7 protein-coding genes are annotated in these 8,470 nt (G+C 69.7%); 2 read left to right on the top strand and 5 right to left on the bottom strand.

Going from position 1 to position 8,470, the window contains the following annotated elements; genetic code table 11:
* Together EEJ42_RS49745 and EEJ42_RS50505 are read right to left on the bottom strand one after the other, a co-directional pair.
* The coding region (locus EEJ42_RS49745) for an ABC transporter ATP-binding protein (protein WP_148082257.1) at positions 1-1,233 on the bottom strand (1,233 nt) is incomplete at its 3' end.
* A complete protein-coding gene (locus EEJ42_RS50505) occupies positions 1,230-1,436 on the bottom strand; it encodes a hypothetical protein (protein WP_148082256.1) in 207 nt (68 codons plus the stop codon). The genes EEJ42_RS49745 and EEJ42_RS50505, both read right to left, overlap by 4 nt.
* Before the next feature lie 1,294 nt (positions 1,437-2,730).
* Between EEJ42_RS50505 and EEJ42_RS51590 the strand changes: the two genes are divergently transcribed.
* Together EEJ42_RS51590 and EEJ42_RS49730 are read left to right on the top strand one after the other, a co-directional pair.
* Positions 2,731-3,579 (top strand): DUF4097 family beta strand repeat-containing protein, encoded by an 849-nt coding sequence (locus EEJ42_RS51590; RefSeq protein ID WP_184503646.1) that lies wholly within the window; start codon positions 2,731-2,733, stop codon positions 3,577-3,579.
* Between the two features lie 654 nt (positions 3,580-4,233).
* A complete protein-coding gene (locus tag EEJ42_RS49730) occupies positions 4,234-4,749 on the top strand; it encodes a hypothetical protein (protein WP_123108738.1) in 516 nt (171 codons plus the stop codon).
* A 57-nt stretch (positions 4,750-4,806) separates the two neighbouring features.
* Here the strand turns inward: EEJ42_RS49730 and EEJ42_RS49725 are convergent, their stop codons facing one another.
* From EEJ42_RS49725 to EEJ42_RS49715, 3 genes are read right to left on the bottom strand one after another with little or no spacing between them, the layout of a single operon-like run.
* Positions 4,807-6,003 carry an NAD(P)/FAD-dependent oxidoreductase gene (locus EEJ42_RS49725; protein ID WP_123108737.1) on the bottom strand — a complete coding sequence of 399 codons (1,197 nt, stop codon included), beginning with the start codon at positions 6,001-6,003 and terminating at the stop codon, positions 4,807-4,809.
* A gap of 9 nt (positions 6,004-6,012) precedes the next feature.
* On the bottom strand, positions 6,013-7,206 hold the full coding sequence (locus tag EEJ42_RS49720; protein WP_123108736.1) for a cytochrome P450: 1,194 nt from the start codon (positions 7,204-7,206) through the stop codon (positions 6,013-6,015).
* Between the two features lie 41 nt (positions 7,207-7,247).
* Positions 7,248-8,444 (bottom strand): cytochrome P450, encoded by a 1,197-nt coding sequence (locus EEJ42_RS49715; protein WP_221179515.1) that lies wholly within the window; start codon positions 8,442-8,444, stop codon positions 7,248-7,250.
* Between the last annotated feature and the right edge of the window lie 26 nt (positions 8,445-8,470).

Genomic DNA, 8,470 nt, shown 5'->3' with positions numbered 1-8,470 from the left:
GCAGCGGCGGGCGGGGGGCGGCACGTCGGCGCGGGCGTGCCCGGCGAACGCCGGCGCGGCGCACACCAGGACCGTCAGAAGCACGCCGGGCAGGGCGGCGAGCCCGGCCTCCGCGACGTGCGCGGGGAGCAGCGGCGCCGCGGCAATGACGGGCAGGACCTCCCGCCACAGAGACCTGCTGTCGCGCAACTCCTTCCCGCGCGGGGCGTCCGGCGGGTGCGCGGCACGGTCGCTGGGCCGCGGCGGGTCCTGGGAACCGCTGTCAACGAGCGCTGCGAAGACGTCCTCGAGTCCGGGACTGTGCACCGTGAGTCGCCGGGGTTCCACGCGGGCGTCCTCCAGGACGTCGAGGACGGCGCGCATCAGGGCGACGCTGCCATCGCCGGGGATCTGCAGGCTGAGCGCGGTGTCGTCCCGGACGACGGTGTGCATGCGAAACGGCGCGGCGGCGGCGGCGAGTTCGGCTGTGTCGGCGAAGTGCAGACGGATGTGACCGCCAGGGACCAGCCGCAGCAGTTCGTCCTGCGTGCCCTCGGCGACGAGCCGACCTCGGTGCAGGACGCCGATCCGGTCGGCGAGCCAGGCCGCCTCCTGCGGCGAGCAGGTGGTGAACAGGACCGTGATGCCGTCGGCGACGAGATCGCGCACCACGTCCCGCACGATGCGGCGGCCCACCGGGTCGAGACCCGCGGTGGGCTCGTCCAGCAGGACGACGCTCGGATCCCCGGCCAGCAGCATCGCCAGGTCGAGCCGACGCAGCGTACCGCTGGACAGGGCGGCCGCGGGCTCGGTGGCGACCCGTGGCATACCGAGCCGTGCCAGGAGTTCGGCCGCCCGCGACCTGCCGTCGGGGGTCGGCAGCCGGCACAGGGCCGATGCCAGAAGCAGGTTCTCCTCGGCCGTGAGGCGGGTATCCACCCCCGTGGCCCGGCCGAGAAGTCCAACGGCGGTGCGTACCGCGTCGGCGTCCGTGGACAGGTCGTACCCGGCGATGCGTACGTCACCGCCGTCGGCGGCGGTACGCGCCGAGAGGATCCGCACCGCGGTGGTCTTGCCGGCGCCGTTGGGCCCGAGCAGGGCGAAGACGGTGCCGTGGGGAACGTCCAGGTGGAGGCCATCGACGACGGTCGTCCTTCCGTACGACTTCCGCAGCCCCCGGACCTGGATGGCCGAGGGGCCGCCCGGGCCGGGGAGCGGGCGGTGCGGCCCCGTGGCGGCCGCTGCCCGGCTCATGGCGCCCCCTGCTCGGCGCGCGGCCCGGTGCGGAGCGACAGGATCCGCGGTCCGGACACCTCCGGCGAGGGGCCGTCGGGGCCCGGCAGGAAGTGCCGGTTGGTGACGGAGCGGAACGCGCCCGGAGCGGAAAGGGTGTTGAAGGTTCGGGGATATCCGTGGATGTTCCGCACCCCTCGTTCTCCCGATCGCGGAGCAGTCATAGCGCCATGATGACATCATGTGGCGCCATGTCTACCGCCGACCCGCGCCACCCTGGCGCGCACTGCACGGCACCAAGGCGCTGGACGCCCGACCCCCTCTCCGTATCGTGGCTGTGACCTGTGGATACGCCTCGATCGCAGGGCGGTACGGTGAACCGGCCATAGCCTTACGTTGGCTGGAAGACATCGGTGCTCCACCGTACCTGCGGGGCGGCCGAGGTGGAGCTTGGTGACGCCATCGTGGGGCCGTGCCATGCGGGGATGGCGCCGCCGGGGCCCGTCGCGGAGAGCAGACACGAGACGCCCCAGGTCCCGTACGGAGCGGACCCCGGGTCGTCGGGCGACGTGACCAAACCGGTGCGGCCTCAGCCCCCTTGCCGCGCGATCATTGTGGCGTCGTCACCGATGTACATGCCCTCGTCGCGAACCAGGACGGAGTCGCGGCCGTTGACGACGTGAAGCACCGGGTTGTGACACGGAGATGGCACCCCCGTCCGGGTCGACGGCGGAACCCGAGGATCGCCCAGTTGCTCCGGCAGACCGGCACCGGCGCCACCAGGCCACCTCCCCGCCGGACGACCTGACTTTGGCGTCATCGCATCGCCCGATGACACCCAGGGCCTATTCGCTTCCCTCGAACTACCGGGCAGCGCACGAATGCCGCGGGCAATCGACTACCGGGCCGCCGAGACCTATCGGTACACCTCCGGTCCGCCGCTGGACCGCCCTCTGTCTACCCCCACCTGGGACGATGGCCCCCACGTCGCCCCGGCGGAGGCGTGTGACCGGGCTGCCCCACGCCGCGGGAGTGCTCGAACCGACGGTCTTCCCCGGCGGGCACTCCTCCCTCAACTTCCAGGGCGAGGCCCATGCGTCCTTGACCGATTCCGTTCGCTCACAAGGAGTTCCAACCCCCCGCTCGGCGCGGGCATCCCGCTTTTTGGCGCTAATCTGGCACCACATGGCGTCAGCGGAGAATTGCGCCCCGAACTGCGGGGCGCCCCCCACCGGTTCTCTCCCGGCCAGTGCCGGAAGGAGCCCGGACGGTGGGCGACAAGAGACAGACAGGCACAGAACGCGCAGTCCGACGCGACGCGCGCACGGCGAAGGGCGAGGTGCCCGACGTGGCGAGGCTGGGCCAGGATCCGCTGTGCCCCCGCCGGTACGGGCCCGTGTCCCGGTGGCTCGCGCCCCGAGGCCGGAGACGAGCCCCGCGACGAAGCGTGGACCTGTGTCGTTCCGGCTGCCGTCTGCACCAGACCGGCGGCCGCAGACATCCCGAAGGCGGCTCGCCATGCCGACGTTCGACACGCCCGCACCTGTCCGGGTGGTGCTCAGCCTGGTGTTCGGCCAGGTCCGGATCGTCGCGAGTGACCGCGCCGAGACGATGGTCGAGGCGTATCCGCGCGACAGCGACGACCAGGACGACGTGCAGACCGCCGAGCAGCTGCGCGTCGACTACGCCGACGGCCGGCTGCTCGTGAACGTGCCGGAGCCGGGCGGGAGCGGCGGCGCGATCATCGTAGTGATAGCGGTGCCGACCGGATCGAGCCTGCACGGCCGGGGTATGGCGGCGGACTTCCTCGGAGTAGGAGAGCTGGGCGATTGCCAACTCAGCACGGGCCTGGGGCACATCCGGCTCGACCGTACCGGCAGCCTGCAACTGGCCGCCTCCCTCGGAGACATTACGGTCGACCGCGCGGCCGGCACCGTCGAGGCCACCGCGGACCGTGGCGACGTCCACCTGGGACAGGTCGAGGGCGGGGCCACGATCAGCGCGAAGGGCGAGGGCGACGCCACCGTGGGAGAGGTGCGCGGAGTCGCCCGCCTGCATGCCGAGAAGGGGGCCATCAGGATCAGCCGGGCGCACGCCGACGTGGAGGCCCGGACAACCCAAGGCGACATCGACGTCGGCGAGGTGGTGCGGGGGTCCGTGGTCACCGCCACCACGTCCGGCAGCATCCGGATCGGTGTGGCCGAGACCAGCAGCGCCCGCCTGACGCTCGACTCCACCGCGGGCACCGTCTACACGTCCCTCTCGCTCCTGGAGGCGTGCGATCACGCCGACGAGGTCGTGCGCGTCCAGGCCCGGACCGTGATCGGCGACATCGTGGTGAAGCGTTCCGGCGTCGGCGCGGGATGAATCCGATCGCAACCGGGGCACCGCGCTTGCGGCGGCCGGCCTGCTGTCCTGGCGCCGCACAGGACAGCCCACGGCGCGTTTTCTCGGTCGCCGCTGAGGCGGAGGGCGAAGAGGCAGCACTCCGGCGCGGCGGCTGACGGCACCACCAGCTGAGCACTGGACACGATCATGGCACCGATGCCGTCACCGTCGGCTCATCGGTGCCGCCATCGCGGGCTCCGGAGAGGAATCCCCCGCTCTCCGGGGCCCGCGCCTCCACATGGAACGCCGGCGTACGAGGCGGCCCCCTCGTACGCCAGGCCCTGCGCCACACCCCGTCCGGCATTCCTTGTGGTGATCTGGTGGCACTTGTCGGCGTGGACGTCGGGCTCCTCATCGACGGCTGTCGAGTGACTGCGGTTGATCTGTGCGCCGCGGTGATATTCACCGATGGCGCTCCGCGCATGGCGCATAGCTTGGCTCCTCTATGGCGCCATTACGGGCCGCCATGGCGACAGATCACTCGAACGTGCCCGCGTCCAGCAGCCCAATGGGCGCGCAGAGCTGCGGCTGGCCGATCAGAATCTCACTCGTTTCACCTGACCAAAGGGGTCGCGTGCGAATGTCGGGCCGGACAGGTGCCGCGCGGCGCAATGAGTGTGCCATCATGGTTCCATGGAACTACGGGAGTACGTCGAGGCGCTGCGCGACGAGCTGGTGACAGCGTCTACAGCAGGAGATGCCGAGACCCGCGCGGTTGCCGAGCGGCTCATCGCTCCGCTGGAGTCGGCCGTCCGGCTCACGTTGCTCAAGGTTCTGTCGGCCGCCGCCGACGAGATCACCCGGGACCTGTCACCTGGCTCGGTGGACCTGCGCCTCCGTGGGATGGAGCCCAGTTTTGTGGTGACTCCGCCCTCGGACGACGACGGCGGCCCCACCGAGGACGCCACCGACGAGACCGGTGACGCGGCGAGCGACTGGTCGGCCGGCGCACTCAGTGGCGCCGTGGGCGGTGCCACAGCTCGGATCAATTTCCGGCCTCCGCAGGTGATGAAGGAACAGATCGAGGAGGCGGCGTCCAGGCAGGGCATTTCGGTCAATGCGTGGATGGTTCGAGCCTCCGCCGCGGCGCTGGCCAACAGTCGGCGAGCCCCCCGCGGCAAGCAGCAGTTCAACGGCTGGGTGCAGTAACACGTCCACAGGAGACACTGTCATCCACCGATCCCGCCGGACGCCGCTGTGCCCCCGTCACGTCGACGCCAGGAGGTCGAGCAGCTCCGGCGTGACGAACTCATCTGCCGGACAGGCGCCCGACATCGCCGAGAAGTAGCGATCGGTGAATTCGGCGCTGCCCGCGATCACCCGGAGCAACTCGATCTGGTGCCTGCTGGCCGCCAGCGCGGCAGTTGTGAGTGTGTTGCGGTAGTCGGTTATGAGCATGTCATTGCGCTGCACGCCAAACCTGTTGAGCGCACGACTGAGCCACTGCGGGTCGTGCAGTCCGTCACCGACGCAGTCGACGAGCAGCTGAACCTGGCGGAAGGCATCCGTGATGCCCCGTGCGGTGATGGAGTCCTTGTGGTGCCCGGCATCCCCCACCAGCACCCACCCGGGGCCGGCAGCCTTGCGGAAGAAGTTGCGCTGGTCGCCCGTGCCGTGCAGACGCTCGAGCATACGGCCGCCGGCCATCTGCTCACGCAGCTCCGGTGCGGTGTGCTGGACCGCGGCGAGCAACGCACCGAGCCCGTCTCCGCGCAGCTGCCCGAACCGCTGTTGCGGGAAGTACGCACCGACCAGCGTCGCGCCGTCGTTGGTCGGGATGGTCCCCACCCAACTCCCGGGCGCCTCGTGCAGCCGGAACCGCTGCGGCAGGTCGGACCAGTACGTGTAGTAAGCACACGTCAGCTTGGGGTCTTCGATCTCGACGGGCGCGCCGACCTTGGCGGCCACTGTGGACCGCATCCCGTCCGCGCCGATGACCAGGGTGGCACGCACGGTGTATTCGGTTCCGCCCGACCGCACCCGTACCCCGGTCACCCGGTCACCGTCGAAAGTCAGGTCAAGCACGGTGGACTCGTCGCGGAACTCGGCGCCCGAGTCGACCGCGGCCTGCGCCAGGATCGAGTCGAGGAGGTGCCGACGGGGTGCGAACGCGGTCCGCACCCCGTCGACGGCCCAGGAACACCCGTCCAGCCGGACATCCGCCACGGTGTAGCTGGCCCGGTCGATCGGCGGGCACCCGGTGGCAACCACACCGGGCAGCACGCCCCACCGCTTGAGCAGGGCGGCCCCGGGCTGGTGGATGAGCAAAGTGGACAGGGTGTCCCGGGGGAAAGACCCGCGTTCCAGGAGCAGGACCCGGTATCCGGCGCGCGCGAGGAGCATGGCGGCCGGAGATCCGGCAACGCGGGCGCCCACCACGACGACGTCGTATGTGTCGTTCATCGCGGACGTCTAGCGACGCGTGCGCAGCGGCAGGGTCCACACACCGGTGAAGTCCGGTGAGGTGAGGAACTCCGGTGCACGGTCGTGGTCGACACGCAACTCGGCGAACCGCTCGAGCAGGATGTTCAGCGCGACTCGCCCTTCCAGCCGGGCGAGCGGGCCGCCGAGACAGAAGTGGATGCCGTGGCTGAACCCGAGGTGCGGGTTGGGGGTGCGGGAGATGTCGAAGGTGTCGGGATCGGTGAACTGGCGAGGATCCCGGTTCGCGGCCGCGAGCCACACCTCCAGCATCTGGTCCTTGGGAATGCGTGTGCCACCCAGTTCCACGTCGACGTTGGTCGCACGGTAGGCGGAGGCGAGCGGGCTCAGGTAACGCAGCGACTCTTCGATCGCGAGCGGCACCAGGGCCCGGTCCTCACGGACCCGCGCCATCTGGTCCGGATACGCGTCCAGGCACAGCAATGTGTTGCCCAACAGCATGGTGGTGGTGATGTGCCCGGCGAAGAACAGCAGGCTGGCGAAGTTGACCACCTGGTTGTCGGTGAGCCGGTCGCCGTCGACCTCGGCCTGGATCAGGCTGGTCAGCAGGTCTTCCTTGGGGTTCTTGCGCCGGTCGGTGACGTGTTCGAGCAGGTAGTCGTCCATCTTCCGCTGGTCGTCGCGCTGGCTGGCGATCGAGCGGGCCTGCTCGCCATCTTCGTCCTTGGTCTTGATCTGGCCGCGTTCGGCGAGGCTGTCGTCCGCCCACTGCTTGATCAGGTCGCGGTCCTCCCGGGGCGTACCGAGCAGGTCGGCGATGACAATCATGGGCAGCGGGTAGGCAATGGCGTCAACCAGGTCGAACTCGTCGGTGTCCAACTCGTCGATCAACCCGTTGGTCACCTTCGCGATGCTCGACTCCAGATCGGCGACCATCTTCGGGGTGAACGCCCGGCTGACCAGGGTGCGCAGCTTCTTGTGCTCCGGCGGGTCGAGCTGGGTCAGGTTGCCGTCGAAGTCCCACTGGTCGGCTCCGGGCACGAACCTGCGGGCGACGTCGGACGAGTAGGTCGCCGGATCACCCAGCACGCTGACCGCCTCGGGATACCCGTAGATGTGCCACATGCCCGTCTCGTCATCGAACTCGACCGGCTGGCTCGGTCGCTCACCGTGCAGCCACCGATGGCGCGGGTGGACGTTCCACAAGTCAGTGGTGGCGTTCATCGGACTCTCTTCCGCTCGGGAGTTGGTTGGGGGTACGGCGGTCATCCGGTGCGCAGCGGCAGGGTCGCGACCCCGATCGCGTCGGGCAGTGCCATGAACGTGGGCGGATCCGCCGGGTCGATGGAGAGTTCGGGGTATCGGTCGAGCAGCATGTTCAGCGCGATGATGCTCTCCAGCCGGGCCAGCGGGGCGCCGAGGCAGAAGTGGATGCCGTGGCTGAACCCGATGTGCGGGTTGGGGTCACGGGCCGGGTCGAAGGTCTCGGGATCGGTGAACTGGCGAGGATCCCGGTTGGCCGCGCCCACCCAGACCCGCACCAGTCGGTCCGCGTCCACGTGGTGCCCGTCGAGCTCGAACTCCTTGGTGGTAGCCCGGTAGATCGCGGCGACCGGGCTCAGGAAGCGCAGCGACTCCTCGACGGCACCGGGCACAAGGGACCGGTCCGCACGCACCCGCGCGGCGGTCTCGGGGTACGCGTCCAGGCACAGGACCAGGTTGCCGAGCAACGCGCTGGTGGTCGCGTGGCCCACGACGAGCAATTCGTTGGCGAAGTTGAGCACCTGCGCGTCGGTCAGCCGGTCGCCGTCGACCTCCGCCTGGACCAGACTGGTCAGCAGGTCGTCCTTGGGGTTCCTTCGCCGCTCGGCGACCTGTGCGGCCAGGTACTCGTGCATCTCGGGGACGTAGCGGTTGGCGGCCGCAACATCGACATTCTCGTCGTCGACCTCGTCGTCGAGCAGAGCGCTCGCGCTCTGCTCCATCCGGTCGACCCACTTCTTGAACAGGTCACGATCGCTCGCCGGCACGCCCAGGAGCTCGCAGATCACAATCACCGGCAGCGGGTAGGTCAGGGCCCCGACCAGCTCCAACGTGCCCTGGTCGCCCGCCTGGTCGAGCAGCTCGCGGGTGAGCGCGACGATCCGTGGCTCCAGGTCGGCGATCGTCTTCGGCGTGAACGCCCGGCTCACGAGCTTGCGCAGCTTGCCGTGCGCGGGCGGATCGGACTGTAGCAGGCTGCCTTCCTGGACCTTCTCGTCAAGGTCGACACCTTCGTCAAGGAAGAGCCTGCCCACGTCGTTGGAGAAGATCTGCGGGTTGGTCAGCACCTTCACCGCTTCGGGGTAGCCATAGATATTGACACTGCCGTCCTCGTCGAATCGGACGGTGTGTTCCGGCCGCTGTCCACGCAACCACGTGTGGTCGGGACGGATGTCCCAACGGTCAGCGAGAGTGGCCACAGTGCTCCTTGGAGGTTCTGAGTCGG

It is taken from the genome of Streptomyces botrytidirepellens, from assembly GCF_003721215.1.
GTDB lineage: Bacteria > Actinomycetota > Actinomycetes > Streptomycetales > Streptomycetaceae > Streptomyces > Streptomyces himastatinicus.
The sequence above is the reverse complement of the archived record's forward strand: the minus strand, read 5'-3'. Positions and strand labels throughout refer to the sequence as shown.